Genomic DNA, 25,679 nt, shown 5'->3' on the forward strand with positions numbered 1-25,679 from the left:
CTTTCCTTTTGGTTACCAGCTTTTTAAATAGTTTGAGATGAGGTCTTTGATGAGCTCGTTGCCATCAACGGGCTCGGACGCGAAGAATTTATCGTCCACGCTTAATAGCGTAATACCATGAACACCGGCCCACAACACGCGGCTGGCTTTAATGACATCGGTCGATGACTTTTCTGGACGATATACAGAGAGAAGGTGCTCAAGCATGCCGGTCATGCCGTCAATTCGCTGTGATTGCCATTCTGGCAGCGCATCTCCATTCATGTTGTGTTCGAATATAAGCTGCCAACGATACGGATACTTCTTAGCAAAATCATGATAGCAGCTTGCTAGTGCATACAGTGCTTCTTCGGTGTTTTGCGCTTGCTCAACAACGCCTTTTGCTTCTTGAGAAAGTTCATCAAGGGTACGAGCAACAGCGTGCAATAACAGTAAATTGTAACTGCCAAAAATATTAACCAGAGTGCTCGGCACGTAGCCGATCATCGTAGCAATCTTGCGAAGGCTAAGTGAATGGTAGGAGTTCTCTGTAAGGTAGTCCCTGACTGTTGTGAGCGTCAGGTCTATGAGCTCTTCCCTAGTATGATCGTTTCTGCGGGCCATGGTTGGTGGATTCTTAATTGAACACGGTTCGTTATTTTAGTGGTGGGACCCTGTAGCGTCAACAAATGAAGCGTTGCGTTTCAAGGTTTCAGCTAACTTTTGAGATGATCGTCGGCAATCTGAGCTGATGACAAAATAATCAGATTCGTATTGTGTATACCGTAACAAACGTGCAATATCCTGAAACATGTCGGAGCTTCAGAAACATTTCTTTAATGCTAAGCTCAGTATATGATGCGTAGTAAGTCGTAATAGGACTTACGATGTGACGTAACAATATAATTAAAGGTCTAGAATGAAACGTTTATTTTCTTTCGTCGCGCTGCTTGTGCTGGCAGTTGCGGTGAACCCGGTAGCCGAAGCAAAGAAATTCGGTGGCGGTAAATCATTTGGTAAGAGCTTTAAAACCGCTCCTGCACCAAAGCAACAGCAACAAAACACGAATAACATCAGTCGTCAGGATCAAAACAAAGCTGGAAGCAGCAAGAAAGGTCTGATGGGTGGTATCTTAGGCGGCCTATTGGCGGGTGGCTTGCTTGCGGCGTTCTTTGGTGGCGCATTCGAAGGTATCAATTTCATGGACATCTTGATCTTCGGTCTGATTGCGTTTGTGATCTTTAAGTTTATGCGAGGTATGCTTGGCGCTAAGCAGGGCAGTATGAACCAGCAGCGACAGCAACCAGCTTTCGGAGGCAATTCGCGTCAGCAGTTTGAGCAGCCTTCGAACTTCCAAAACTTTGAACAGCCAGCATCTGCAGCATCGACGGGTGGTTTTGGTGCGGCAGGTCACAGCGACGTACCTCATAATTACCCACCGGGCTTTGATCAAGCAGCATTCTTGAATGGCGCTCGTGAGCACTACCGTATCCTACAAGGTGCTTGGAACCATAACGAGCTACACACGATCGAAGAATACGTGTCGCCAAGCCTGTTACAAGACCTAATCAGCGAGCGTGCTAAGCTAGAAGGCGAGCAACATACCGATGTAATGTATGTCGATGCTGAGGTAGTTCGCGCAGACTATGATGCGAATAAGGCTCAGCTAAGCCTACAATTCTCAGGTCGTTATCGCGATGCGGTAGAAAACATTGAAGAAGATATCGAAGACATTTGGCACCTAGAGCGTGACTTGACGGCTCCAAATGCACCATGGTTGATTGTTGGTATTCAAGGTTAACGATTTCGTCACCCCATGAGCCGCGCACTTGTGTAGGCAGGGAGTGACTCACAGTGACCACCAAGCCTCAACCTTGATTCCCGCCTACGCGGGAATGACGTAAATGATAAGTTATGATTAAAAAACTGCAGATGAAAATCTGCAGTTTTTTTACATTTGAATACGCTCATTTGTCACGCTTTTCCACTATAATCCCAGCCTTTATTATTGACCTCAGTTAGTTATATCCATGCATACCAAACTTGCGCACTCTCTACTTGCGATGGGCTGCAGTGCTTGTCTGTCTGTCTCCGCAATCGCAGATGATCATATTGAGCCTTTGTTCGAACATACGCCCAATTCGACTACGGACAAACTGGATAGCTTTCTTGGTGTGTTTGGTGCGGAATCAGAGTACGACAAGGAGAAGGGGCTGAACTCGAGTTACATTCCTGCGGTGTTCTATACGCCAGAGCAAGGACTGGGGCTTGGACTGTTGTACGTCGGTCTATATGGTGACCCTAGTGATGGTGCTGGCCAGCCGTCATCGATGGTGATTAATCCCTACGCTTCCTCTAACGGGTCAATAGGTATTACGTTCAGTAATAAGCACTTCTACAACGGGGGTGATAACCGAGTCTACACCGATATCAAGGTCTTTGATGATGCGGCTGTGTATTACGGGCAAGGGTATGAAAATGGTCAGCAAGAGGGTAACAAGATTAACTTCAAAGAGCAGGTGGTTGATATAAAACCTACGTGGCTGACACGAGTGAGTGGCGACTACTTCTTGGGTTTTGGCGGTAATATAAAATCGGTGAGACCTCACGACAAGACGTTCGAAAATCAGAATAGTGATTACTTAGCCGATGAGCTCATTGATAACACCAGCTACGGTGTTTTCGTATCGAACGTCTTTGACACTCGCGATAATGTCACCAATGCAACGAAGGGAACCTTGCTGCAAGCCGATTTGGGCTTGTACCATGATGCGACCAATTCTGAAAACTTTGGTAAGTACTCGCTCAAGGCGTCGCAATATCATTCACTAGCACCCGTGCCGGGCTTGTTGGCATGGCAGGTACAAGCCAACCTAACCTCAGGTAATGTGCCTTGGAATCAATTACCTGATCTTGGTGGAGCAGATGCGATGCGTGGTTATGTCCTCGGTCGCTATCGTGATAACCAGATGATGATGGGGCAGGTTGAGTATCGTCTTCCTGTTTACTGGCGTGTTGGGGTTGTGTTCTGGGGTGCTGCTGGCACCGTATCGGAAAATGTGTCTGGGCTCTGGGATAACACCTTGGCAAGTGCTGGTACCGGCTTTAGATTCAAGATTAAAGACAAGGTCAATGTCCGTGCTGACATCGGCTACGGCGAGCACGGCGGTACCTTTTACTTCCATGTCAACGAAGTGTTCTAACAAAGCAATAGCCATCTTCAACGCATTAAAAAAGCCTCCATTCGGAGGCTTTTGTCATTCAGCTAGAACAAAATTAGTTTTGCTCTTGACCAGATTGAATCGCAGTGAGTGCAACTGTGTAAACGATGTCGTCTACTAGTGCGCCACGAGACAGGTCGTTAACTGGCTTGCGCATACCTTGCAGCATTGGACCGATAGAGACTAGGTCTGCTGAACGCTGTACCGCTTTGTATGTTGTGTTACCAGTGTTTAGGTCTGGGAACACAAATACTGTCGCTTTACCTGCAACTGGAGAGTTAGGTGCTTTAGAAGCTGCTACGTTCTCCATGATTGCCGCATCGTACTGTAGAGGACCGTCGATGATAAGATCAGGACGCTTCTCTTGAGCCAGTTTCGTTGCTTCACGTACTTTATCTACGTCAGCACCTTTACCAGACTCACCAGTAGAGTAAGAGATCATCGCAACGCGTGGTTCAATACCAAACGCTGCTGCAGAATCTGCAGACTGGATAGCGATTTCAGCAAGTTGCTCAGCCGTTGGATCTGGGTTGATCGCACAGTCACCGTATACCAATACTTGATCAGGCAGAAGCATGAAGAAGATTGAAGATACGATAGATGTACCTGGAGCAGTCTTGATGATTTGGAACGGAGGAACGATAGTGTTCGCTGTTGTGTGAACAGCGCCTGATACTAGACCGTCAACTTCGTTCGCTTCAAGCATCATAGTGCCTAGGTATACAGAATCTTGTAGCTTCTCACGAGCAACAACCTCAGTCATACCTTTCGCGCCACGTAGCTCAACCAAGCGAGCAACGTAGTTTTCACGTACTGCATCAGAATCGATGATAGTAACGCCAGCACCTAGTTCAACGCCTTGCTGAGCAGCAACACGTTTGATTTCTTCAGGGTTACCAAGAAGCACACATTCCGCGATACCGCGCTCAGCACAGATAGCTGCAGCTTTAACTGTACGTGGCTCGTCACCTTCAGGAAGAACGATACGCTTGCCAGCTTTACGAGCAAGCTCAGTTAGCTGGTAACGGAATGCTGGTGGACTAAGCTTACGACCGCCAACAGTACCTTCAAGTAGAGAATCAATCCAAGGACCGTCGATGTGACCAGCAACGTGCTCGTTAACGAACTCAATACGCTCTTTATCGTCTGCAGGAACTTCAAGGCTGAAGCTCTGTAGGTTTAGAGACGTTTGCCAAGTGTTACCTTGTGCCTTGAAGATTGGTAGACCTGTGTCAAGCGCAGGCTTGATAAGGTCAGTGATCTCTGCTGGTACGTCGTAGCCACCTGTTAGTAGGATCGCGCCGATTTCAACACCGTTCATTGCTGCTAGTGCTGCTGCAACAATTACGTCTGGACGATCCGCTGAAGTTACTAGTAGAGAACCAGGCTTGAAGTGCTCAATCATGTTAGGCAGTGAACGTGCACAGAACGTGATGCTCTTGATACGACGGCTAGCAATGTCACCTTCGTTGATGATTTCAGCGTTTAGGTGCTCTGCCATGTCTACAGCACGAGTCGCAATCAAGTCGATCTTCCAAGGCACGCAGCCTAGAACACGAATTGGGCTAGTGTTGAAGATTTGCATGACTTCAAGGTTAGCTTGCTGAGCCGTGTCTGCATCGTCAAAGATTTCAGAAAGATCTGGACGAGTACGACCTGCTTCATCAACTGGGGCATTCAGTTTGTTGATGATAACGCCAGAGATCTTCTTGTTCTTAGTGCCGCCGTAGTTAGAACATGCAACTTCGATACGCTCTTTAAGCTGGCTCGGGTTGTCTGTACCTGGCGTTGCAACGAATACGATTTCAGCGCCAAGTGTCTTAGCGATCTCTTCGTTGATTGCATTTGCAAACGGGTGCTTACGAGTTGGTACAAGACCTTCGATAAGTGTCACGTCCGCATCTTTGTTGATTTGGTTGTAACGCTCAACGATAGTTTCTAGAAGCACGTCTAACTTCTCGTTACCAATCAGGTTTTCTGCTTCTGACATAGGAAGTGGTTGACCCACTTTCATGTCGCTGCTGTTACCGACGATAGAAGAAGTTAGATCTGGCTGGTCGCCACCATGGCGAGGCTGAGCAACAGGTTTGTAAAACGATACATTTACACCCTTACGCTCCATTGCACGCAGGACACCCATGCTAACACTAGTAAGACCGACACCAGCGCTAGTAGGTACAAGCATAATAGTACGGGACATTCTTTGAGTACCTCAAACTATATAGGGGGAAGAAACTCAGTGGTTCGATGAATTGCAAAAAAAGCGCAAGCAAATGTTTCACTGAGCCCAATATGAAAACTGGCTAACCTAGGTTAGCCAGTTTTGAAATTAAAGACCTGCTAGGCGCGCAGTGTCTTCAGCGATGACTAGCTCTTCGTTAGTAGAGATAACCATTGCTGGGATGCGGCTGCTTGCTGCAGTGATAGTACCTTCGCCGCCGAAACGAGCTTTAAGGTTAGCTTCACCGTCAACTTCGATGCCGAATACGCCTAGACGGTTTAGAACCATCTCGCGGATTGGTGCAGAGTTTTCACCGATACCACCAGTGAACACGATAGCATCTAGACGACCGTCAAGAGAGGCAGTGTAGCCAGCTACGTATTTAGCTAGGCGGTGGCAGAACACGTCCATTGCACGTGTTGCTTCTTCTTTATCACCGTAGTTGTCTTCAACGAAACGGCAGTCAGAAGTCACTTCAGTTAGACCTAGAAGACCAGACTCTTTCGTTAGCATGTTGTTGATTTGTTCAACAGAGTAGCCAAGAGCGTCGTGTAGGTGGAAGATGATAGCAGGGTCGATGTCACCACAACGAGTACCCATTACAAGACCTTCAAGCGGAGTTAGACCCATAGAAGTGTCTACAGATTCACCGTTTTTGATAGCACAAACAGAAGCACCGTTGCCTAGGTGGCAGTTGATGATGTTCAGTTCGTTAGCTGGCTTACCAAGTAGCTCAGCTGCTTCACGTGCGATGAATAGGTGAGAAGTACCGTGCATGCCGTAACGACGGATGCCGTGCTCTTTGTACAGGTTGTACGGTAGAGCGTATAGGTAAGACTCTTGAGGCATAGTTTGGTGGAACGCAGTGTCAAATACCGCTACGTTTTTAAGCTCTGGGAAGTTGTGCTTCGCCGCTTCGATACCGATGATGTGAGCAGGGTTGTGAAGAGGTGCGAATGTTGCAGAGTCTTCGATACCTTTAAGTACATCGTCTGTAATTAGTGCAGAAGATGTGAATTGCTCACCACCGTGAACGATACGGTGACCGATAGCGCCTAGGTTTGCTTTTAGCTCAGGCTTAGAAGCAAGGATAGTTTCTACCATGAACGCTAGTGCTTCTTCGTGAGCAGCGCCGTCACCTAGTTGAGCTTCGTGTTTACCGTCAAGTTTCCACTTGATACGAGCTTCTGGAAGGTGAAGACATTCTGCAAGACCTGTTAGGTGCTCATCACCGTTTTCTGCATCAACGATGGCGAACTTAAGAGAAGAACTGCCGCAGTTTAAAACTAAAACCAGCTTAGACATTAGAGGTTACCTGTATTTTATCTGATCGGGGATCAAGGATGTAAACGTATCTCAAGACTGAGAGGCGACGAAAAATGCCTATCACTCTTGGTCATAAAATCATCAATTGCCGTATAATAATATGCGATTTTCCCAAGAAAACCACATTAGCGTCCTTGCGACGGTCATCTCGACGGTTGCCTTATTTGTAAATAAAGACAACAATGAGATTGAGGATTCGCAAAGAATAACGATAATGACAGAAGATAACAAAATAAATTTGAAAGAATATTAACTTCCGTCAATATTTTGCTGATTTAGTTGAATAGTTCAACTTTTTTTTAGTGAGGTTAGCTATGAGCGAGAGAGCAAGTCTGACTCAGAGTATAAAAAATGGTCAAAAGTACATGGAACTTTGGCCGATGCGCAAGGAACTGACTCCCTTGTTTCCAGAGCAGCGCATCATAAAGGGGACGCGGTTCGGTATAAAAGTTATGCCAGCGGTTGCAGCGATCAGTGTGCTGACGCAAATGGCCTTCAATAACGCTCATGCTTTGCCACAAGCAATCGTGATTGCTTTGTTCGCTATCAGCATGCCGGTTCAGGGTATGTGGTGGCTGGGGAATCGTTACAACACGCAGCTCCCTCCGGCACTCGCATCTTGGTATCGAGAGCTTCATCAAAAAATTGTTGAATCTGGTTGTGCGATGGAGCCTGTTAAGGCAAAACCCAAGTACAAAGAATTGGCGATGACACTGAACCGTGCTTTTCGTCAGTTAGACCGCAGCGATTTTGACCGCTGGTTCTAAGCACTCATCTGAACTGAACAACAAAGCCCAGCTCATCGAGCTGGGCTTTTTCATGTCTTGCCTATGCCTTCAGTAACTGAAGCGCCTTGTGTCAATGGGTATCCTTCCGAAAGATCCTAACGTTGTTGCTGAAAGGCTCGACTAATTTTGTATATGGCCCCACTATCGGTACTAAACCAAACATTTCCTTGGCTATCGTTGGTGATATCTCGAACGCGCTCTCCTAAGTCTTCATAGTAGCGGCGCTCTTCCAGTACCTGGCCTGTTTCATTCACATCGAGAATATTGATGTGGGTGAGTTTTAGTGCACCAATCAACAAAATGCCGTTAAGTCTTGGAAATTCCTCGCCTTGGTATAAGTGCAGTGAACCAGGCGCAATTGAAGGGATGTAGACTTTCTTTGGTGATTCGATCCCTTCTTTTTCTTGCGCGTCACCGGCGTTGATAGGACCCCAGTACTCCTTCCCATGAGAGGTGATTGGCCATCCATAATTCAAGCCCGCACTGATAAGGTTGAGCTCATCACCGCCTCTCGGACCGTGCTCTATAGACCATAACTGCTGCCTTTCGCTGTCAAATACAATACCTTGAGGATTGCGATGGCCGTAGGAATAGATCTCCGGTTGGACCCCTTCTTTGTCCACAAATGGGTTGTCCTTAGGAATCGAGCCATCTGGGTTGAGACGAACGATAGTGCCTGCGTGATTATCCATTTGCTGAGCGGTATCTCTGTCTCCAGAGTCGCCAATAGTCATGTAGACCAATCCCTTGTCATCAAATGCAATGCGACTCCCAAAGTGTCTGCCAGAGGTTACGGGGACGTTGCTGGTAAACAGATCTTGCCAATCAGACAGGCTGGAACCATCCAACGTCGCTTTAGCCAGGGTGGGTGCTCCGCCTTTTCCAACGGGTTTCGCGTAGGTGAAGTAGTACACGTTAGCTTCAGTAGGGCTTGGGTGTATATCCATTAGCCCACCTTGACCAGATGCATATACCTTTGGTACTCCAGCCACCTTTGATTGCGTGTTTTTAACGGTATCGACTAATAGCAAGTTACCGTCTCGAAGTGCCACGAGAAGTGTGTTGTCATCTAAATGCACAATCGACCAAGGTACGCCGTCAACGGTGGTGATTTTTTCCAGTTGGCTGCCTTCAAACTCACGCGCCTGCCCTGAAAGCGCGATGAAGAATAGAAGTGGAATAAGGATTAACTTTCGCATGTCTCTCTTCCTTGGAGTCAAAGCTAGATGGTTGTGATACGTAACAACCATCAGCAACGATTACGCTATCTGTATGAATATAGACATCTTTCACAGAAATGCATTCACAAAGCTTCACTTTTGTCAAAAATGGATTACGCTGGTTTTTGAGTAAATATTAGTCGCATGTATCGTTGTTTGTACGCATTTGTTTGAATGTTGGTTGCGAAAGCATACGAATAGCACGTTTATCTAACGTAGATGTTAATAACATCTTTCATTTTGGTTGGCTAACTGGTAGAAGTAACAGGAAGTTAAAAAAGAACAATCAAAGTGTAAATCACAAATTACACCTCATTCCCCGATTGATGAGTCTTCTAAAAGGACGAATCAGGGCTGCTTAATCAAGGAGTTAAGATGAAAGCAAGCAAGTTAATTGTCACTGCAGCATTAACTGGTGTGGCGCTACTATCGTCTGCCAGCATTATGGCGAAAACCGCAAAAGTCGCGGTATCTCAAATTGTTGAGCACCCAGCATTGGATGCAACTCGCCAAGGCTTGGTCGATGGTTTGAAAGCGAAAGGCTACGAGCAAGGAAAGAACCTAGATTTTGATTATAAAACGGCACAAGGTAACCCAGCGATTGCCGTGCAGATAGCACGTCAATATGTCGGTGAGCGCCCTGATGTACTTGTCGGTATTGCGACACCTACAGCGCAAGCACTGGTCTCAGCGACTCGTGATATCCCAGTTGTGTTTACCGCAGTGACAGACCCTGTCGGCGCTAAGCTGGTGAAAAAGCTTGAGCAGCCTGGCAAAAACGTTACGGGTCTTTCTGACCTATCACCTGTAGACCAACACGTTGAGTTAATTCAAGAAATCATGCCTGATGTGAAAAGCATTGGTGTGGTTTATAACCCAGGTGAAGCGAACGCAGTGAGTTTGATGAAGCTTCTGAAAGAAAGCACTGAGAAACGTGGTATTGAGCTGGTAGAAGCAACAGCGCTAAAGAGTGCTGATGTACAGACAGCAACACAAGCGATCGCAGCGAAATCAGACATCATCTACGCTTTGATCGACAACACAGTAGCAAGTGCTATTGAAGGTATGATCGTGTCAGCAAACCAAGCTAAAACACCTGTGTTTGGTGCCGCAACGTCTTACGTAGAGCGTGGTGCAGTGGCTAGCCTTGGCTTCGATTACTACCAAATCGGTGTTCAAACAGCGGACTACGTTGCGAAAATCTTAGAAGGTGAAGACCCTGGTAAGATTGATGTGAAGGTAGCGAAAGGTTCTGACTTGGTTATCAACGCGACGGCTGCGAAGAAGCTGGGACTTGCTATTCCTCAAACGGTCATGGACCGCGCAACCGACGTTAAGTAACGCTGGCATCAAGAATTGGCTGGACCTCTGGGTCCAGCTTTTTTATAGAGCCTTCATTTGTTAAACAGCAGAGGAGTTGTTATGTCTGCTTTTGCATTTTTTGGAGCCCTTGAAATTGGTCTTATCTACGGACTGGTTGCTTTGGGTGTCTACCTTACCTTTCGAGTCCTCGACTTCCCCGATCTGAGTGTTGATGGCAGCTTTCCAATGGGGGCAGCTGTTGCGGCGACGGCAATTGTCGCGGGCATTAACCCTTGGGTCGCAACGGCAATGGCGATTGTCGCGGGTGCGGCAACAGGTTGGGTAACGGCTTTTCTCGCCGTGCGCTGTGGCATTCTTCACTTGCTGGCGTCTATTTTGACCATGATTGCAGCGTTCTCCATCAATATTCGAATTATGGGCAGACCCAATATGGCGCTGCTGGGAGAAGACACCATTCTCACGCCTTTCGAAATGATGGGCGATGCGATGTATGTTCGACCTTTAGTGGTTGGCGTTCTTGTTCTAATCTCTGCGTGGTTTGTCGTTAGGCTGCTGAATAGTGATTTTGGTCTAGGGCTTCGTGCGACAGGCGTTAATGCTCGAATGGTCAAGGCTCAAGGTGCCAGTACCTCGTTTTATACCTATTTCTGTTTGGCCTTGTCGAATGGCTTTGTGGGGTTTGCAGGTGCTTTGTTCGCACAAACCAACAGCTTCGCTGATGTGACTTCTGGTGTGGGTACCATAGTGGTTGGCCTTGCGGCGGTTATTTTGGGTCAAACCTTAATTCCTGGGCGAAAGATCTGGGTTGCGGTCACCGCGGTTATTGTCGGTTCCGTGTTGTATCGACTTGCTGTTGCCTTCGCGTTGAGTACTGGAATGTTTGGTCTTCAAGCGTCCGATCTTAACTTGGTTACGGCGGTTCTAGTCGCAGCCGCGCTTATCGCACCGAAGATAAAAGGAAACCTCAAAGCAAAAAAGGTCGTTAAGCCTGCTAAGAGTAAAGCGGTCTCTCAATCAGGCAACACGGGGAATACAGCATGATTCGATTAGAAGATATTCAAGTAACTTTCAATCCGGGGACTATCCTAGAAAATCGAGCACTGAAAGAGGTAAATCTTGAAGTGCCAGAGCATCAGTTTTTGACGGTGATAGGCTCGAACGGAGCTGGTAAATCGACGTTGCTAGGTGCGGTTACCGGTGAAACGCCTATGGTTGGTGGTCGTGTGCTAATTGATGATATGGACGTGACTCGTCAAACCGTTGATCAGCGAGCGAATCAGTGTGCGCGTGTGTTTCAGGACCCCCTTGCTGGTACATGTGGCGATCTTTCGATTGAAGAGAATATGGCGCTGGCGTACATGCGTGGAAAGAAGCGCGGCTGGAGTCTGTCGTTATCCAGTAAACGTCGTAAGTTGTTTCAAGAGCGCATTAGCATTCTTGGCTTAGGTTTAGAAGATCGATTGGGCGACAATATTGGTTTGTTGTCCGGTGGACAGCGCCAAGCCGTGAGTTTGGTGATGGCAACCTTATCCGATAGTAAACTGCTGTTATTGGACGAGCACACAGCTGCGCTCGATCCGCGTATGGCCGCATTCGTTATCGATCTCACTAAAAAGGTGATCAAGGAGTTTAACCTGACGGTTATGATGGTGACGCACTCTATGAAAGATGCGCTGGCCTGTGGTGACCGAACAGTGATGCTGCACCAAGGCGAGATTGTGCTTGATGTAGAAGGGGAGCAGCGCGCCAATATGCAGGTACCCGACTTACTCGAGATGTTCTCTAAAGTGCGCGGTGAGGAACTTGCTGATGATAGCTTGCTACTGAGTTAGTCACTCATTGAATCTAGATTGGGCTCAGCCTGGCTCTTACCGTTAGCTACGCCTACAAACCGTGATCCCTCTTCAATTTGAAGGGGGATTTTTTATCTATGTGATTCTTCTACAATTACTGTACCTCGTTCCCTTTTATAGAAGAATCATAATGACCCAACCATTTCTTTATCACCCACAAACCCAAGATGGCTTGGTTAGGCAAGGTGACCAACTTACCGTGAGCGTGTTTGCTGAAAAAGGCGCTTTCGAGCAGATTAAGCTTCGTCATGAACCTGACAACGAAGAATATCTAATAGATATGTCTAAGTCTGGCGCCAAAGGTGAGCTTGAGATTTGGCAAGCGACCTTGCCGCTAAGTGTCGATAAGGATGTGACCTATTATGTGTTCAAAGCGCTAACCTCAACAAGTCAGCGCTGGCTGGATGCACGCGGCGTTCAAAGTCGTATGCCTGGTCGTGAATATCACTTCAAGTTTAATCGAGTACACCAGCCGCCAGAATGGGTCTCTGAACAGGTCTTCTATCAAATTTTCCCTGACCGTTTTAATAATGGCGACCCAAGTATCGGAGTTGAAAGCGGTGAGTACCAATACCCAAACCGAAAACGTGAGTCGATAAAAAAACAGTGGGGTGAACCCGTTGGCACACACGGTGACTCAGGTGCGGTTGAATTTTATGGCGGTGACCTAGCTGGTATCGAGGCTAAGCTCGACTACCTTCAGGAGTTGGGTATTACGACCTTGTACCTGAATCCGATTTTTACGTCATATACCAACCATAAGTATGACACCGTCGATTATTATTCCGTTGATCCAAAACTCGGTACCAACCAGCAGTTTGCATCACTCACAGAAAACCTTCATCAAAGAGGCATGAAAGTCGTACTCGATGCCGTGCTCAATCACACATCGGTGTCGCACCCTTGGTTTGACATCAGTGGCGAGCATAACGGAGCCTACACATCTTCTCAGAGCCCACATCGTGATTACTACTTTTTTGAAGGGGATTCTAAGCGCTATGTAGGATGGAAAGGTATTGATACTCTCCCTGTTCTTAACTTCCACAACCAAGAGGTTAAAAGCCATATCTATCAGGATGATAACTCAGTAATCAAGCACTGGCTAAAGCCTCCTTATGGCATTGATGGCTGGCGATTTGATGTCATCCATATGCTGGGAGAAGGCGAAGGTGCGACGAACAATGCGCACTACGTCAGTGAGTTTCGAGCGTCGATGAAGTCGGTAAATCCTGACTCATACATGCTGGGCGAGCACTTCTTTGAAGCGACCCAATGGCTTCAAGGGGATCAAGAAGATGGCGCGATGAATTACTATGGTTTCGCGCATCCTGTGCGCGCGTTGCTTGCAGGTAAAGATATTGCGTTTGACCCAATCCAAATAGATTGTGTGGAGTTTCTGAATTGGCTGCAAGAAGCCGCCGCCAAGGTACCTTGGAGCAATCAACTTGCTCTGCTCAACCAACTTGATAGCCATGACACTGAACGCTTCCTCACTACACTTGAAAGCAACAGCGAGCGATTTGCTATTGCGATACAGCTACTCATGACTTACGTGGGTGCGCCTTGTCTCTATTACGGTGTCGAAGTGGGTTTAGAGGGTACGCACGACCCTGATAACCGACGCTGCTTCCCGTGGGAGCAAGTGGAAACAAGCCAATGGCTTCCTTACTGCAAAAAGCTTATTGCGTTGAGAAAAGACTCTGCGGCACTGCAAAAGGGCAGTTTTATCCCGATGCATGTGGACAAAGAGAGCTTGGTCTTTGCGAGACAGTTTGGTGATGATGTTGTGCTAAGTGGTTTTAACTTGAGCGCTGAGAGCAAAAAGCTTACGCTGCCGATTTGGAAGTTAGGCATTGAGAGCGCGTCGCTTGTGTGCCCACTGAGTGGTGAGTACGCTGAGGTTATCGATGGAAAACTTGATATCGACATAGCAGCAGAGGGTTCAATTCTGCTGCGTCGATAAGACAAAGCGTTACTGCGGCAGGGTCGCTAAGACCTTGTCGCGGTAGTGTTGAATATGTTCAACAATAGGCGCGGCTTTGTTGAAGGTACGGATCTCGCGAAATAGCTCTGCCGCCTCTGGATACTGCTGACGAAGATACGAGAACCACTGTTTAACGCGATTAGGATAGTAAAGCCCTTTATCGCCTTTGATCTCGTAAGTGGAATAAACCAAAAGGAGCTCCACCACTTCGTGCCATGGCATTGCAGTGTGATTGTGCTTCACTACATTACCAAGGTTTGGCACGTTAAACGCACCTCGACAAACCATCAACGAATCAACGCCTGTCGTTTCAATACAGCGCTGCCCATCGGCAAAGTTCCAAATCTCACCATTGGCAATCAAAGGTAGAGTGGTCTTTTTGCGGATCTCGTTGATGTATTCCCACTTAATTTCACTTGCTTTGTAGCCACCTGTTTTGGTGCGCGCGTGCACGGTAAGCTCGTTAGCACCTGCTTGCTCGATGGCATCAACGATCTCAAAGCAGTCCTCTGGGTTTTCCCAGCCTAAGCGAATCTTCGCTGTGACGGGGATAGACGGGTCTACCGCCTCACGGCACGCTTTGACAACATTGTGTATGAGCTCAGGGTGTTGAAGCAGCGCTGCACCACCTTTGCTCTTGTTGACGAGTTTGGCTGGGCAGCCAAAGTTAAGGTCGATGCCTCGCGCGCCAAGTGAGGCGGCCTTAACGGCGTTCTCTGCCATCCAGCGAGGGTCTTGTCCTAGCAACTGTATATGGACTGGTGTACCTGACTTAGTCATAGAGCCTTGAGCAAGCTCGGGACATAAGCGGTAGAACACGTGATCGGGTAGCGCCTGGTCAACAACGCGAACGAATTCCGTTACACACAGATCGTAGTCATTGATCTCGGTAAGAATTTCTCGCATTAAATGATCTAACACACCCTCCATCGGGCCCAAAACAACACGCATACCAGTTCTCGTCATAATCAGGGAGCGGGGATTCTACCCGTTATAGAACAAAGAATCGACCATTGTGTTTCGTATACGAGGTAAATATACTTGCGGCAAATTTTGATTAGTGTAATGAGCAAATGAAATTCATCGAGCTTCCTGCAGACTGGGCAGGCGAATCTAGCGCGTTTATCGAAGGCGCAATCCTAGCAGCTAACTTCGCGACCGAGCCATTGAAGCCAGAGGCTTGGCTATCCACAGTGGTGAGCGACTATACCCAAGCTCAAGAGTCTTGGGTGGTAGAGCACCTTCATGCGCAATATGCTCTGCTCAAAACCAATCAATACGCTCTTTCGGCACTGCTTGATGATAACCAAGAGTTTGCAGCCGATTTTGCTGAGGGCTTTATGACCGTTTGGCCTGTTGTTGAGGAGCAGTGGCAAGGCAAAGCGCTGTCAGATGGCACGGAGCGCATGCTTCAAGCGCTACTAACCACGTTAATGCTGGCGATGGATGAAGAGCAGACACATGCACAGATGCGTGATGCGGGCTTTGAGCAACTGCCAACTTACGCTGATCTAGCACCGCAATTAGATGCGATGGTTAATGAAGTTGTTATGGCGGCGGATGAGATGATGGTGGGACACCAATCGCAGACGGTTAACCCGTTCAAAGGGGTAGGGCGCAATGATGCTTGCCCTTGCGGGAGTGGGAATAAGTTTAAGAAGTGTTGTGGGAAATAGATTGGCGACACGCTGCGAGTTCATCGCAAGTACCCCCTCTAGCTCCCCCTATCTTAGGGGGAGAACCACAGGCTAGCTCCTATCGTCGCATCGCCTGATTTTGGTATGCGAGCTTTATAGCTCCTCCCCTTGCTAAGGGGAGGCTGGGAGGGGTACATGCGCAGGACTCAAGGTGTTCCGTTTGTACATTCACCCAGATACCCCCTCTAGCTCCCCTTATCTTAAGGAGAGAACCACAGGCTAGCTCCTTCGTCTATTGAAACCCACGATTTCTAGCCGATGACACCTTCGCACCCTGAGAAATCACAATAACAGCCAGCGCTACTAAGTTACCTGCGAAGATAACAACCAACCACTGTGGCATAGACAGCGACAAGAACTGCCACACAACCTTAGAACAATCCCCATACGCTTCAAACAGCCACGGAGCCCATTCGTTGAGTGGTGCCCAATCAGGGAAGGTCACAAACAGGTCGCATGTTTTAAAAGGAGAAGGGTTAAACTGGTAGTCCACATGCTCTAGTGACAAGGTCAGCCCTTTAATCGACGAGGCACCCCAAGCGCCAAGGCCTAGCCAGCGAATCAGCGTATTCTTAGGGTTGATAATGCCAATAAGTGCAGCGCCACCAATGCCAAACATCGCGACACGCTCATAAATACACATCACGCATGGTGCGAGCTGCATAACATGCTGGAAGAAAAGAGCGCTCAGTTCGAAAAAAATAACGGAGAGAAGTAGCAAGCCCCAAGACAGTCGCGTCTTAGAAAATGCTTTGATGTTGGATAGAAGTGTCACTGTCACATCCTTGTTGAAATAAAAAAGCTCTGAATACTCAGAGCTTTTTAACGTGGATTAGTTTCACAATCAACTAAAAATTAGTGCCCAGATGAGATAGCGCTCCCAACTACTTCGCCAGTATGCTTAACAATCCAGCCTGCGTCGTAGAACCATGCTGTCATAGGCTCAACAAGGTAGATGATGCCAAGCAGACCTACGATAGATAGTACGATAGTGTACGGCAGTGCCATGATAACCATTCGACCGTAAGATAGACGGATGAGCGGAGCCAGTGCCGATGTGAGCAAGAACAGGAATGCGGCTTGACCGTTCGGTGTTGCAACTGAAGGTAGGTTAGTACCTGTGTTGATTGCTACGCCCAGAAGGTCGAACTGGTCACGAGTAATAATGCCTTCGATAAGCGCTGTCTTCACTTCGTTAATGTATACGGTGCCGACGAATACGTTATCTGACACCATAGACAGTACGCCGTTAGCAATATAGAACAATGCCAGCTGTGTGCCCTTATCTTCGATGTGAAGTACTGCATCGATAATTGGCTTAAACAGACCTTGGTCAACAATCACAGCAACAATCGAGAAGAAAACAGCGAGTAGAGCGGTAAACGGCAGTGCTTCTTCAAATGCCTTACCCATAGAGTGCTCTTCAATAACACCAGTAAATGCCGTTGCTAGAACGATAACAGATAGACCGATTAGACCTACTGCAGCCAAGTGCATCGCCAGTGCGACAATCAGCCATACAGCGATAGCGCCTTGAATCCAAAGTTTCGCTACGTCTTGTTTAGTACGAGATTTACGCTCTTCACGGTCGAACTCTACCAGAATCTGACGAACGTTCTCAGGAAGTTTAGCACCGTAGCCGAACACCCCTAGTTTCTCTACCATGAAACAGGTAGCTAGACCACAGATTAGAACTGGACCAGTAACAGGTAACATACGAATGATGAACTCACCAAATTCCCATCCTGCTTGACCTGCAATGATGAGGTTTTGCGGTTCACCCACCATAGTCATTACACCACCAAGCGCTGTACCGACACCAGCATGCATCAGAAGTGAACGCAGGAAAGCACGGTAGTCTTCTAGGTCATTACGAGTTAGGTCAGTGATCTCACCATCTTGAGTATGGTCGTGAGATGAACCGTAGTTCTTACCTGAAGCCACTTTGTGGTAAATGGAGTAGAAGCCAACGGATACGCTGATAACAACAGCAATAACAGTCAGAGCATCTAAGAAAGCAGATAGGAACGCTGCTGCAAAACAGAATGCCAATGAAAGAATGGCTTTGGAGCGAATGCCGAGAAGTATCTTGGTGAAAATAAACAGCAGAAGCTGCTTCATAAAGTAGATACCAGCAACCATGAAGACCAATAGCAATAACACTTCGATGTTATTGATGAGCTCGTGCATCACCATTTCTGGACTGGTCATTCCTATCGCAACGGCTTGAATCGCAAGTAGGCCGCCGGGTTGCAGCGGGTAGCATTTGAGCGCCATTGCTAGAGTGAAGATGAATTCTATGACTAGTAGCCAACCTGCAACGAACGGGTTAACTAGGAAGAAAACGATCGGGTTGATAATCAGGAAAGCGATGATCGCTAGTTTATACCAATCGGGTGCCTTACCAAGAAAGTTCTTGATAAATGCATTTCCAAGGGACATCGGCATGGGAATACTCTTATGTTGTTATTAATCGACAGTAGCAAAGGGTACGAAGAGTATTTGAGTGGGCTTCCAAATAAATCGGCAGAATTAAAAAACTTAGAAAACGAACAAATTCCATACAGTACTCACACGGAGTGGGGGAGAATGTTCACTTGCCAAGTCCCTCAGCTGCTAAGCACTCCTTGCTTCGCCCGCAACTCTACTCTTCAGTAAGATTTAGTCAACAAAAATTACCTTTCGACATAGTGAAAAAGGTACTTTTTGCCAAAAACGCGATCTATACGAAATAAGCTAAACATGGACTTAGCCAATGATTGAACTTTTCTTGCCTGACTATGTTCTTCATAAAACACCGCTCGACGATAATATGCCAATCACAACAGCCAAAAAAGTATGTTTTTTAGGGTTATTCTGACGAATTGATCGGAAATATCTTATTGATAGGGGCGGGTGATGCTATTGGTGTTTTTTATATAATTCAGTGGCTTGTATGATTAATGAAATGTAAATAAATCTGTAATAATCATGCTTCATACCCATAAATGGTTACAGCGTCGTAAATGTCAAAATGGAGTTATTACTCTATTTTGTTATTGTTACATAGATAAGTAGTGTAGGTTTACCAAAATCTTGAAGTAGTGGTATGATGAGTTCTATACAACTACGAATAAAATTAAATTGGAAACACCCCATAATGGTAATTAAGGCGAAGAGCCCAGCAGGGTTCGCTGAAAAGTATATAATTGAGAGCATCTGGAACGGCCGTTTCCCTCCAGGCTCAATTCTCCCGGCTGAGCGTGAGCTGTCAGAACTAATTGGGGTAACTCGAACAACACTTCGTGAGGTGTTGCAACGTTTGGCTCGTGATGGATGGCTGACTATCCAGCACGGTAAACCTACGAAAGTAAACCAATTTATGGAGACCTCAGGTCTGCATATCCTTGATACGTTAATGACGTTGGATGCCGATAACGCGACGTCAATTGTTGAAGATTTGCTTGCGGCGCGCACAAACATCAGCCCAATCTTTATGCGTTATGCATTCAAAGCCAATAAAGAGAATTCAGAGCGTACTATCGAAGGTATCATTGAATCTTGTGAAAGCTTGCTTAATGCTGAGTCTTGGGATGCGTTTATCGAGTCTTCACCTTATGCAGATAAGTTGAAGCAGCACGTAAAAGATGATGGTGAAAAAGACGAAGTCGCTCGCCAATCTGCACTGATTGCTCAAACGTTTAACTTTTACGATTACTCGTTGTTCCAGCGTTTGGCATTCCATTCTGGCAACCAAATCTATGGTTTGATCTTCAACGGTCTTAAGAAGCTCTATGATCGTGTGGGCTCTTACTACTTCTCGAACCCTGAGGCACGTACACTGGCGCTTAACTTCTACAAAGATTTGTTAGAGCTATGCCAAACGGGTGATCGTGACAGATTACCAAATGTGATTCGTCAGTATGGTATGGAGAGTGGTCAAATCTGGAATCAGATGAAGACCACACTGCCAACAAGCTTTACCGAAGACGATAGCTAATAAAAAAACCGCCGAGAGGCGGTTTTTTTTATGCCACAGCAATCTTGGGTAAGGTTGAGTAAACCGACTGAGCAACCGTTGTTACCGTTCTATCGTAGCAGTGGAAAATAAGCTCCGAAAGCTGTGACGTGATGCGATAAAGTCTCTCTTTCAGTTCGTCTAGTGATTGATGGTTGTCGACTTCAGATAGAAGCTGTAATAAGCCGTCATGCAAATGCTGTTGTAGGCTTAGATCTTGACTGACATACAGCTCTGATAATTGATGTGTGAGTTGATGACACAGTGAATGGATAGCCGTTTGACTCTCTTGGGCTTCAAGTGTCGCAATATGCAGCCTTAGAGTGGTCAATGTATCCATATAGGGCACAATCATTTGCCAGCTTTTGCGCTGCGTCACCAGCAAATGAGTCTGTCCGTCCGCTTTAGCCCAAGAAGATATCGTATCTTGGACGAGAATCAGCGCATCTCGGATCAACTGACTGTGGACCAACTGATTGTCTCTGACACTTTGCTGGTTCCAACTTCTCAGTTGTAACGACACTGAAGCTTTTATATCGTCAAAGCCTACTAGCCTGCCCATGGCTTTGCTTTCTAAAAGCGCGACTAACTGAGATTGTGCAGATGCCAGTTGGTGCTGGTTATTGTGTCCAAACAGCAAGCTGTAGTGTGTGGCTTCTCGATGGAGCCTAAGTAATGCAATTAGCTTTCGTAGGTCTGCTAAGCGTTGGTAGTAGCACTCATCGCTGACAGCACGATAGGATGCAGTGCTAAACATGCGGCGCACTGTTTTTGTGGTTCTAACTCTTGGATAATTCATTCTCGCCTCCCTGCGAAACCCAAGCACTATAAACACTAAGTAGCTTGGGTTAATTCTTTTGTCCACTTACCTTACTTATTGATTATGAAAGGTAAGTGACACTATTAGACTGTCATAATACTTGGTACAGGCTGATAGAGGTCACTCGCAATTTCACTCACCAATCCATCGTAGGTAGTAAAGATAAGCTCTGATAACTCAGAGGTAAGCTGATACAGAGACTCTTTATCTAACGACGTTTCCGGATGCGAAATCAGCTCTTCAATCTTAGTGATCGTAGTACTGTACATGGGTGATGGCACCGAGAGGGGGCCAACTAGACTTAAGTGATTCACTTTCCTGTGCATCTGCTTACAGTAATGCAGGATTCGCTGTTTACCCAGTTCGCTATCAGCACCATCGATACAGATACGCAGCTGTGTAAGGCAATCTAATGAGTCAATCACGCCTTGCCAGACATTACGATATTCTTGCTGCAGCTCTTCGCGGTCGACATCCATGAGCCAGGCCATGAAGATCTCGTCGACAAGAAATAGCGTTTGTCGAATGAGTTTCCCGTGCACAATCTGATTCTTACTAACACTGTGCTTTTTCCATGAACGGGTAAGAAGCTTAACGTTGCTATGCAATACTCGGTACAAGGGCTTATTGTCAAAATGAGCGACATTGACCAGTTTAAGGCAGGACTCCTCCATCGCAATTTCGATTTTCTCTAATTGCTTTACTTTCTTTTGGTCAAACATCAGCTGATAGTGTGTGGCTGTGCGATGCTGTCGAATCAAGGTGACGAGCTCACGTAAATGCACCACAAGTTGATACTTACGTTCTACTTTTGCCTCTGTCACTTTTGCGTAGTGATAGATAGCAGCCAAAATACCTAATGATAGGACTAGAGATATCAACACAAACATAACGACCTCCTTTACGTCGTTTATCGCTCTCACTCCAATCAGAGCAAGGCGAGTGCCAATGTTGAATATGCTTATAAAACAATAGGTTAATACTTTTGGGGTATAAGGAACTGCTTGCTCATGGTGCAAGTGCACTTTATTTGTGAATTTGGTCACAAAAAAAGCCAGCAAAAATGCTGGCTTTAGTCTAGCGATAAAACGGTCAATTACATGACGCGCATACCAGGCTGAGCGCCTTCGTGCGGCTCTAGGATCCATAGGTCACTGCCACCAGGACCCGCTGCTAGGATCATGCCTTCAGACATACCAAACTTCATCTTACGAGGTTTAAGGTTTGCTACCATAACCGTTAGCTTGCCTTCTAGCTCTTCAGGCTTGTACGCAGACTTAATGCCAGAGAACACTTGGCGCGTTTCGCCACCGATGTCTAGCTGGAACTTAAGTAGCTTGTTTGCTTTTGGCACCTCTTCACAAGAGATGATACGTGCAATACGCATATCCACCTTAGCAAAGTCGTCAAACTCGATCTCATCAGCGATAGGATCTTTATCAAGCTCTGTTTGGCTTGCTTTGTTCTTCTCTGCTTCTGCTTTTTCCTTCGCTGCCACTTCTGCTGCTGCATCTTCCTTAGAAGCTTCGATCATTGCTTCCACTTTCTTAGGATCGATACGGTTAAACAGCGCCTTGAACTTAGTGATTTCATGGCCAGTAAGCGGCGCTGCAATGCCTTCCCAAGTTAGCGTTTCGTTTAGGAACGCTTCGGTGCGAGCAGCCAATGCTGGCATGACCGGTTTCAGGTAAGTCATCAGAACGCGGAATAGGTTGATACCGACTGAACAGATGTCTTGAAGCTCTTGGTCTTTGCCTTCTTCTTTAGCAACAACCCAAGGTGCTTTCTCGTCAACATATTGGTTCGCTTTGTCTGCTAGCGCCGTGATCTCACGGATTGCACGACCAAACTCACGAGTCTCGTAAAGCTCTGCAATACGGTCAGCAGCAGCAACAAACTCGTTGTATAGCTCTGGCTCTGCGAAGTTGTCAGAAAGCTTGCCTTCAAAACGCTTAGTGATGAAACCTGCGTTACGAGAAGCTAGGTTAACAATCTTGTTAACAACGTCAGCGTTAACACGCTGCGTGAAGTCTTCAAGATTAAGGTCTAGATCATCGATACGGCTGTTCAGCTTGGCAGCGTAGTAGTAACGCAGACACTCAGGATCTAGGTGGTCAAGGTAGGTGGCTGCCTTGATGAAGGTGCCTTTTGACTTAGACATCTTCGCACCGTTTACCGTTACGTAGCCGTGTACAAACACGTTGTTTGGCTTACGGAAACCTGCACCTTCTAGCATGGCTGGCCAGAACAGGCTGTGGAAGTAAACGATGTCTTTACCGATGAAGTGGTAAAGCTCTGTTGAGCTGTCTTTCTTCCAGTACTCGTCGAAATCGAGATCGTCGCGTTTGTTACATAGGTTCTTGAATGACGCCATGTAACCAACTGGTGCATCTAGCCATACGTAGAAGAACTTGCCTTTTTCACCAGGGATTTCGAAACCGAAGTAAGGTGCATCGCGAGAGATATCCCACTGTTGCAGACCTGACTCGAACCACTCTTGCATCTTGTTCGCAGTTTCAGATTGCAGCGAGCCAGAGCGAGTCCACTCCTGAAGCATGCTTTCAAACTGAGGCAAGTCGAAGAAGAAGTGCTCAGAGTCTTTCATTACCGGTGTAGCACCAGATACTGCAGACTGAGGGTTGATAAGTTCCGTCGGGCTGTACGTTGCACCACAGTTATCACAGTTGTCACCGTACTGGTCTTCAGACTTACAGTTCGGGCAAGTACCTTTTACAAAACGATCCGGTAGGAACATTTCTTTCTCAGGATCAAATAGCTGAGAAATGGTACGGCTAGAGATAAAACCGTTCTTTTTCAGCTCAAGATAGATGTGAGACGCAAGCTCACGGTTCTCTTCTGAGTGTGTGCTGTGATAGTTATCAAAGCTGATATCAAAGCCAGCGAAGTCTTTTTGGTGCTCTTCGCTAACCGCTGCGATCATTTCTTCAGGCGTGATCCCCATCTGCTGCGCTTTCAGCATGATTGGTGTGCCGTGAGCATCATCAGCACAAATGAAGTTTACTACGTTGCCACGTAGACGTTGGTAGCGCACCCAAATATCCGCTTGGATATGCTCAAGCATATGACCTAAGTGGATAGAGCCGTTAGCGTACGGTAGTGCACAAGTGACCAACAATTTTCTTGGATCGGTTGCCATACTTTGTTTCGCTTTCTTTATTCAGAGTAAAAATATTGGCTAATACTACATGATGCGTGGCATGACTCCAAGGTATCCAGTATCAATCTCCCCAACTTTTTTAGGGTTCTGGTTCAGCTAAGTGAGTGCTAATCTTAGAAAGATTAGCGAAAGACTAACAATAATAAGGAAAGCAAGATGCGCACGTTTGAATCGAAACAAGATTTTTGCCAATGGCTGGGGGAGTTCACGCACTCAAACCTTAAGTTGGGGTGGAGCGAAGTCCCTGATGTGGTTAAGGTTGCCGCCTCTGGAGAGTTTCAAATTGCCTTACCATTTGCCAATCTCTCAGCACGAGAAGCTCTAGCAAACTGGATTGACGCGAAACAAAGCAGTGGCGAGGTTGCTAAATTTTCTTACTCTGTGTCTGTCAATACTAAGTCACTGGAAACCACGGTTGCGACAGAGATAAAAGGCGTCAAAAACGTCATTGCGGTTACGTCAGCCAAAGGCGGCGTTGGTAAGTCAACCACGGCGGTGAACTTGGCACTGGCCATCAGTAAGTTGGGTGCCAAAGTGGGCATCTTGGATGCGGATGTCTATGGTCCTTCAATTCCTATTATGCTTGGCCAGATTGATGCTCATCCAGACGTTCGTGATGGTAAGTGGATGCAGCCTGTACCCGCGCATGGCATTTACACTCAATCTATTGGCTATTTAATGAGTACCGATGACGCGGCGATATGGCGCGGCCCAATGGCCTCCAAGGCACTAGCTCAGCTTCTCAATGAAACAGAATGGCCAGATCTGGATTACCTAGTCATCGATATGCCACCGGGTACGGGGGATATTCAGCTAACCTTATCTCAGCAAATTCCTGTGACGGGGGCGCTGATTGTGACCACACCACAAGACCTTGCCCTTGCTGATGCGATTAAAGGTGCTGCCATGTTTGAGAAAGTCTCGGTACCAGTGGTGGGTATCGTGGAGAACATGAGCTATCACATTTGCAGCCAATGCGGCTCGAAAGAGCATATCTTTGGTGCTGGTGGTGCCGAGTGGATGGCGTCTAAATTCGGGTTAAATCTTCTTGGCCAAGTACCTCTGCATATCGACATTCGAGAGTCGATTGATAATGGCGCACCGACCGTGGTTTCAAAACCAGAAAGTGAACACGCGATTATCTATCAAGAACTCGCAGAGCGAGTGTGCGCTGATCTATTTTGGAGCGGTAAACCCAAACCAGACTCGATCATGTTCAAGATGGTCGAATAGCCATGATATGACATGTGTTGGTTATATTTAAAACGCGGCGCTAGCGGGTAATCGATTGCATTTCTCCATTCTTTGAGCGAAGGCAAAATTGGAGGTCAAATAAGTGAGATATCGACTAGTATCTAATGAATGATGTCCATATAATTACGCGGTTTTGTCCTCACCACCATATATGTACTAGGTGCAAAGAATGTCTGATAATAATCAATGTGTCATCGTCGGTATCGCTGGCGCTTCTGCTTCTGGAAAAAGCCTCATCGCGAGCACTATCTATAACGAACTACGTGAAAAGGTAGGCGACCACCAAATCGGTGTCATCACGGAAGATTGTTACTACAATGACCAAAGTCATTTGAGCATGGAAGAGCGTGTAAAAACTAACTACGACCACCCAAATGCACTTGATCACGATCTGCTTTGCGAACACTTAGAGCAGTTGATTCAAGGTGAAGCGGTAGAAGTACCAGAATATAGCTACACAGAGCACACGCGTACGGAAAACACCGCGACTATGACACCAAAGAAGGTGATCATCCTGGAAGGCATCTTGCTGCTGACCGACCCGCGCCTGCGTAAATTGATGCACGCGACAGTATTTATGGATACGCCGCTTGATATCTGTCTACTTCGCCGTGTGAAGCGCGATGTAGAAGAGCGCGGTCGTACGATGGAATCAGTTTTGCAGCAGTACCAGTCTACTGTGCGTCCAATGTTCATGCAGTTCATTGAACCATCGAAGCAACACGCAGACATTATTGTTCCTCGCGGCGGTAAAAACCGTATCGCGATTGATGTGCTAAAAGCCCACATCGCTAAGCTACTTCGTGCGTAATTCTGAC

21 protein-coding genes are annotated in these 25,679 nt (G+C 46.8%); 11 read left to right on the top strand and 10 right to left on the bottom strand.

Annotation, left to right across the window (positions count from 1 at the left end; all coding sequences use genetic code 11):
- Positions 1-12: 12 nt before the first annotated feature.
- Positions 13-603 (bottom strand): TetR/AcrR family transcriptional regulator, encoded by a 591-nt coding sequence (locus AC6I8Y_RS04580; protein ID WP_234494267.1) that lies wholly within the window; start codon positions 601-603, stop codon positions 13-15.
- Positions 604-898: 295 nt separating this feature from the next.
- Between AC6I8Y_RS04580 and AC6I8Y_RS04585 the strand changes: the two genes are divergently transcribed.
- Positions 899-1,780 carry a Tim44 domain-containing protein gene (locus AC6I8Y_RS04585; protein ID WP_498020860.1) on the top strand — a complete coding sequence of 294 codons (882 nt, stop codon included), beginning with the start codon at positions 899-901 and terminating at the stop codon, positions 1,778-1,780.
- Between the two features lie 229 nt (positions 1,781-2,009).
- Positions 2,010-3,182 (top strand): BamA/TamA family outer membrane protein, encoded by a 1,173-nt coding sequence (locus AC6I8Y_RS04590; protein WP_498020861.1) that lies wholly within the window; start codon positions 2,010-2,012, stop codon positions 3,180-3,182.
- A 73-nt stretch (positions 3,183-3,255) separates the two neighbouring features.
- Here AC6I8Y_RS04590 and pta read toward each other — a convergent pair whose 3' ends face one another.
- Both pta and AC6I8Y_RS04600 read right to left on the bottom strand, forming a co-directional pair.
- Positions 3,256-5,400: a phosphate acetyltransferase gene (gene pta / locus AC6I8Y_RS04595; protein ID WP_394152515.1), complete on the bottom strand. Its 2,145-nt coding sequence runs from the start codon at positions 5,398-5,400 to the stop codon at positions 3,256-3,258.
- Between the two features lie 129 nt (positions 5,401-5,529).
- The gene (locus AC6I8Y_RS04600) at positions 5,530-6,726 is read right to left on the bottom strand and encodes an acetate kinase (RefSeq protein WP_498020862.1); all 1,197 of its coding nucleotides are present in this window, start codon (positions 6,724-6,726) and stop codon (positions 5,530-5,532) included.
- Between the two features lie 335 nt (positions 6,727-7,061).
- On the opposite strand from AC6I8Y_RS04600, the gene yfbV reads away from it, so the two are divergent.
- Positions 7,062-7,514 carry a terminus macrodomain insulation protein YfbV gene (yfbV, locus tag AC6I8Y_RS04605; RefSeq protein ID WP_498020863.1) on the top strand — a complete coding sequence of 151 codons (453 nt, stop codon included), beginning with the start codon at positions 7,062-7,064 and terminating at the stop codon, positions 7,512-7,514.
- A 116-nt stretch (positions 7,515-7,630) separates the two neighbouring features.
- Here the strand turns inward: yfbV and AC6I8Y_RS04610 are convergent, their stop codons facing one another.
- Positions 7,631-8,734, bottom strand: coding sequence for a PQQ-dependent sugar dehydrogenase (locus AC6I8Y_RS04610; RefSeq protein ID WP_498020864.1), 1,104 nt, complete (start codon positions 8,732-8,734; stop codon positions 7,631-7,633).
- Between the two features lie 396 nt (positions 8,735-9,130).
- Between AC6I8Y_RS04610 and AC6I8Y_RS04615 the strand changes: the two genes are divergently transcribed.
- From AC6I8Y_RS04615 to malZ, 4 genes are all read left to right on the top strand, one after another.
- Positions 9,131-10,096, top strand: a complete 966-nt coding sequence (locus AC6I8Y_RS04615) for an ABC transporter substrate-binding protein (protein WP_252013754.1) — start codon at positions 9,131-9,133, stop codon at positions 10,094-10,096.
- 81 nt (positions 10,097-10,177) lie between these two features.
- Complete coding sequence (locus tag AC6I8Y_RS04620; protein WP_042474049.1) at positions 10,178-11,119, top strand: ABC transporter permease; 942 nt, start codon at positions 10,178-10,180, stop codon at positions 11,117-11,119.
- Positions 11,116-11,910 carry an ABC transporter ATP-binding protein gene (locus tag AC6I8Y_RS04625; RefSeq protein WP_498020865.1) on the top strand — a complete coding sequence of 265 codons (795 nt, stop codon included), beginning with the start codon at positions 11,116-11,118 and terminating at the stop codon, positions 11,908-11,910. Before AC6I8Y_RS04620 ends, AC6I8Y_RS04625 begins: the two co-directional genes overlap by 4 nt.
- 151 nt (positions 11,911-12,061) lie before the next feature.
- Positions 12,062-13,894, top strand: coding sequence for a maltodextrin glucosidase (gene malZ, locus AC6I8Y_RS04630; RefSeq protein ID WP_498020866.1), 1,833 nt, complete (start codon positions 12,062-12,064; stop codon positions 13,892-13,894).
- 9 nt (positions 13,895-13,903) lie between these two features.
- On the opposite strand, the gene dusC is transcribed toward malZ, so the two are convergent.
- Positions 13,904-14,866 carry a tRNA dihydrouridine(16) synthase DusC gene (gene dusC / locus AC6I8Y_RS04635; protein ID WP_394152525.1) on the bottom strand — a complete coding sequence of 321 codons (963 nt, stop codon included), beginning with the start codon at positions 14,864-14,866 and terminating at the stop codon, positions 13,904-13,906.
- A 122-nt stretch (positions 14,867-14,988) separates the two neighbouring features.
- Between dusC and AC6I8Y_RS04640 the strand changes: the two genes are divergently transcribed.
- Positions 14,989-15,591, top strand: a complete 603-nt coding sequence (locus tag AC6I8Y_RS04640) for a YecA/YgfB family protein (RefSeq protein ID WP_498020867.1) — start codon at positions 14,989-14,991, stop codon at positions 15,589-15,591.
- A gap of 253 nt (positions 15,592-15,844) precedes the next feature.
- On the opposite strand, the gene dsbB is transcribed toward AC6I8Y_RS04640, so the two are convergent.
- Positions 15,845-16,387 (bottom strand): disulfide bond formation protein DsbB, encoded by a 543-nt coding sequence (gene dsbB / locus AC6I8Y_RS04645; RefSeq protein WP_498020868.1) that lies wholly within the window; start codon positions 16,385-16,387, stop codon positions 15,845-15,847.
- Between the two features lie 80 nt (positions 16,388-16,467).
- Positions 16,468-18,060, bottom strand: a complete 1,593-nt coding sequence (gene nhaB / locus AC6I8Y_RS04650; RefSeq protein ID WP_042474056.1) for a Na(+)/H(+) antiporter NhaB — start codon at positions 18,058-18,060, stop codon at positions 16,468-16,470.
- Between the two features lie 691 nt (positions 18,061-18,751).
- Here nhaB and fadR point away from each other — a divergent pair.
- A complete protein-coding gene (gene fadR / locus AC6I8Y_RS04655) occupies positions 18,752-19,591 on the top strand; it encodes a fatty acid metabolism transcriptional regulator FadR (protein WP_234494256.1) in 840 nt (279 codons plus the stop codon).
- Between the two features lie 28 nt (positions 19,592-19,619).
- Here the strand turns inward: fadR and AC6I8Y_RS04660 are convergent, their stop codons facing one another.
- The 3 genes from AC6I8Y_RS04660 to metG form a co-directional block, all read right to left on the bottom strand.
- A complete protein-coding gene (locus tag AC6I8Y_RS04660; RefSeq protein WP_498020870.1) occupies positions 19,620-20,408 on the bottom strand; it encodes a hypothetical protein in 789 nt (262 codons plus the stop codon).
- A gap of 104 nt (positions 20,409-20,512) precedes the next feature.
- Positions 20,513-21,319 carry a hypothetical protein gene (locus AC6I8Y_RS04665; protein ID WP_128649060.1) on the bottom strand — a complete coding sequence of 269 codons (807 nt, stop codon included), beginning with the start codon at positions 21,317-21,319 and terminating at the stop codon, positions 20,513-20,515.
- A 206-nt stretch (positions 21,320-21,525) separates the two neighbouring features.
- A complete protein-coding gene (gene metG / locus AC6I8Y_RS04670) occupies positions 21,526-23,586 on the bottom strand; it encodes a methionine--tRNA ligase (RefSeq protein ID WP_498020871.1) in 2,061 nt (686 codons plus the stop codon).
- 177 nt (positions 23,587-23,763) lie between these two features.
- Here metG and apbC point away from each other — a divergent pair, with 177 nt between their 5' ends.
- Together apbC and udk are read left to right on the top strand one after the other, a co-directional pair.
- The gene (gene apbC, locus AC6I8Y_RS04675) at positions 23,764-24,840 is read left to right on the top strand and encodes an iron-sulfur cluster carrier protein ApbC (RefSeq protein WP_498020873.1); all 1,077 of its coding nucleotides are present in this window, start codon (positions 23,764-23,766) and stop codon (positions 24,838-24,840) included.
- Between the two features lie 190 nt (positions 24,841-25,030).
- Positions 25,031-25,672: a uridine kinase gene (udk, locus tag AC6I8Y_RS04680; protein WP_042474065.1), complete on the top strand. Its 642-nt coding sequence runs from the start codon at positions 25,031-25,033 to the stop codon at positions 25,670-25,672.
- Positions 25,673-25,679 lie beyond the last annotated feature (7 nt).

It is taken from the genome of Vibrio sp. KUL78 (genome assembly GCF_059725505.1).

Excerpts from the sequence above, each read along its gene's own strand:
- AC6I8Y_RS04610 (WP_498020864.1), bottom strand. The coding sequence starts at position 8,734 with ATGCGAAAGTTAATCCTTATTCCACTTCTATTCTTCATCGCGCTTTCA.
- AC6I8Y_RS04660 (WP_498020870.1), bottom strand. The coding sequence starts at position 20,408 with ATGAATTATCCAAGAGTTAGAACCACAAAAACAGTGCGCCGCATGTTT.
- AC6I8Y_RS04640 (WP_498020867.1), top strand. The coding sequence starts at position 14,989 with ATGAAATTCATCGAGCTTCCTGCAGACTGGGCAGGCGAATCTAGCGCG.
- udk (WP_042474065.1), top strand. The coding sequence starts at position 25,031 with ATGTCTGATAATAATCAATGTGTCATCGTCGGTATCGCTGGCGCTTCT.
- nhaB (WP_042474056.1), bottom strand. The coding sequence starts at position 18,060 with ATGCCGATGTCCCTTGGAAATGCATTTATCAAGAACTTTCTTGGTAAG.
- AC6I8Y_RS04585 (WP_498020860.1), top strand. The coding sequence starts at position 899 with ATGAAACGTTTATTTTCTTTCGTCGCGCTGCTTGTGCTGGCAGTTGCG.
- AC6I8Y_RS04615 (WP_252013754.1), top strand. The coding sequence starts at position 9,131 with ATGAAAGCAAGCAAGTTAATTGTCACTGCAGCATTAACTGGTGTGGCG.
- AC6I8Y_RS04590 (WP_498020861.1), top strand. The coding sequence starts at position 2,010 with ATGCATACCAAACTTGCGCACTCTCTACTTGCGATGGGCTGCAGTGCT.
- pta (WP_394152515.1), bottom strand. The coding sequence starts at position 5,400 with ATGTCCCGTACTATTATGCTTGTACCTACTAGCGCTGGTGTCGGTCTT.
- AC6I8Y_RS04625 (WP_498020865.1), top strand. The coding sequence starts at position 11,116 with ATGATTCGATTAGAAGATATTCAAGTAACTTTCAATCCGGGGACTATC.
- AC6I8Y_RS04620 (WP_042474049.1), top strand. The coding sequence starts at position 10,178 with ATGTCTGCTTTTGCATTTTTTGGAGCCCTTGAAATTGGTCTTATCTAC.
- fadR (WP_234494256.1), top strand. The coding sequence starts at position 18,752 with ATGGTAATTAAGGCGAAGAGCCCAGCAGGGTTCGCTGAAAAGTATATA.
- AC6I8Y_RS04580 (WP_234494267.1), bottom strand. The coding sequence starts at position 603 with ATGGCCCGCAGAAACGATCATACTAGGGAAGAGCTCATAGACCTGACG.
- malZ (WP_498020866.1), top strand. The coding sequence starts at position 12,062 with ATGACCCAACCATTTCTTTATCACCCACAAACCCAAGATGGCTTGGTT.
- apbC (WP_498020873.1), top strand. The coding sequence starts at position 23,764 with ATGCGCACGTTTGAATCGAAACAAGATTTTTGCCAATGGCTGGGGGAG.
- AC6I8Y_RS04600 (WP_498020862.1), bottom strand. The coding sequence starts at position 6,726 with ATGTCTAAGCTGGTTTTAGTTTTAAACTGCGGCAGTTCTTCTCTTAAG.
- AC6I8Y_RS04665 (WP_128649060.1), bottom strand. The coding sequence starts at position 21,319 with ATGTTTGTGTTGATATCTCTAGTCCTATCATTAGGTATTTTGGCTGCT.
- yfbV (WP_498020863.1), top strand. The coding sequence starts at position 7,062 with ATGAGCGAGAGAGCAAGTCTGACTCAGAGTATAAAAAATGGTCAAAAG.
- metG (WP_498020871.1), bottom strand. The coding sequence starts at position 23,586 with ATGGCAACCGATCCAAGAAAATTGTTGGTCACTTGTGCACTACCGTAC.
- dusC (WP_394152525.1), bottom strand. The coding sequence starts at position 14,866 with ATGCGTGTTGTTTTGGGCCCGATGGAGGGTGTGTTAGATCATTTAATG.